A 1,688-nucleotide genomic window follows, 5' to 3' on the forward strand; every position below is an offset into this window, starting at 1 on the left:
CGGAGATGTGTATAGAGACAGAACTAGGCGTGTCGTACTACGACGCGGGTAAGGCTGGCGACCGGGCGCGGAGTTGTCCGTGCTGGGAACGCCTATCACTGGGTCGTGGAGGACCGACCAAACGCGTACCGCGACCGGCACCATCTGTTCCCCGCCGAAGGCGTACCCCCATAAACCGGTCGTAGGAAGCCAAATGTATGAGTGATCAGACGGACGCACCGAACTGGACGTTCAAGGAACGGGACATTGCCATCTTGCGGGAACTGACCCAGGACCCGCAGCTGTCCTCACGAGAGCTTACCTCCATCCTCGAGGAGAAGTACGACATCGAGGTGTCTCACGTCACCGTAAGCGAGTCTATCCGAGAGATGCGCAACGAGGGCGTCTTCCGGGAGGCGATAATCCCCAACGAGGAGTACTACACCTTCAGCCTCTTCGAATTCAAGTTCAACCCGGAGAACTTCGAGGAGGGGTGGCGGGACGCGATGGAGTACATCCGCAACGATCCCCACACCCTGTTCTACTTCCTCTCGGACGGCGAGTACCAGTGGAAGACCGTGATGATGTTCTCCAATCTGCAGGACGAGTCGCGGTGGATACACGAGTTCTACAAGGAACACGGCGACGTCGTCGATAACATCCGTAACTCCGTGGTTCACAACGTGCTCAAGTTCCGAACCGACCCGGAGATTTTTGAGGGGCTGAACGACGAGTATCCGGAGTAGACGCCGGGCTATCGCACTGGCGAGAGCACTTCGCAGGACAGCACAGCCTCGTCTCGCTGATCCATCACGTCGCGTCGTACCGAACGACGCTGCTCGCGGTCAGATAGTCTCACGGCCCTTTTGCTATCAGTTCCAGTTCGATGTGAATCCTATCCCCGAGAGTCAGACGGGGCAGTAAAGCGGAGTCGTCGACTTCGTAGAACGTCATGACATCGAGCGGCGGTCCGAGGACGGGCGCGTGAGTCGCATCCTCGTGGCGAACACGAGCGTACCGTGGACGACGTCCCGATTCCCGGTGCAGGGTTAGCTAGTTTGTCGTCGTACGGGACCGACAGGACGAGTCGCTCCCTTCGATTTCTTCGACGGTCAGTCCCAGCCTCGAGAGGTATACTGTCGGCTGTAAGTGCGTGAAGATTCGTGTCTGAAAGGCTCCGTTTCGGTGACTCGAACTCCGTTCTTCGGCGGCCAGCTATTCAAAGAAGTACAGCCGACAGTATATCCGTGCCGGTCCACGAAGGCTCGTAGCTCGTTCGGTTGTTGGCTCAACAGTCCTCCGCTCGCGTCATTCACCGCGGAATTCGGGGTCGCGGTTATCGCGGAACGCGGCTGTCCCCTCGCGTACGTCCTCGGTGCTCATGAGCAGACCGAAGCCCTGACTCTCCATCGCCAGCGCGGCGTCAAGGCTCGCGTCGGCTCCCTCGTTCATTACCTTCTTCGCCACTTTCAGACCGACGGGCGGCCCTTCGAGAACGTCGTCCACGAACTGGGAGACGGTGTCGTCGAATTCCTCGGTCGGGACAGCACGGTTGACCAGCCCCCACTCCTCGGCGCGCTCGGCATCGATGCGGTTCCCCCTGAACACAAGTTCCTTGGCCCGCGTCTCCCCAAGCAATCGGAGGAGTCGCTGGGTTCCGCCCCCGCCCGGAATCAGACCGAGTCCGATTTCGGGTGACCCGAACTCCG

General features: G+C 59.8%; 2 protein-coding genes. One reads left to right on the plus strand and one right to left on the minus strand.

Annotated features, from left to right (window positions below):
- The first annotated feature begins 197 nt into the window (after nt 1-197).
- Nucleotides 198-725, plus strand: coding sequence for an Lrp/AsnC family transcriptional regulator (locus QT222_RS01575; RefSeq protein ID WP_004060552.1), 528 nt, complete (start codon nt 198-200; stop codon nt 723-725).
- A gap of 562 nt (nt 726-1,287) precedes the next feature.
- On the opposite strand, the gene QT222_RS01580 is transcribed toward QT222_RS01575, so the two are convergent.
- A partial coding sequence (locus QT222_RS01580; protein ID WP_491476087.1) for an enoyl-CoA hydratase/isomerase family protein occupies nt 1,288-1,688 on the minus strand: 401 nt, incomplete at its 5' end.

It is taken from the genome of Haloferax sp. s1 (genome assembly GCF_058382125.1).

What these genes read in the sequence shown, in the direction of transcription:
- QT222_RS01575 (WP_004060552.1), top strand. Translation starts at nt 198, where the DNA reads ATGAGTGATCAGACGGACGCACCGAACTGGACGTTCAAGGAACGGGAC.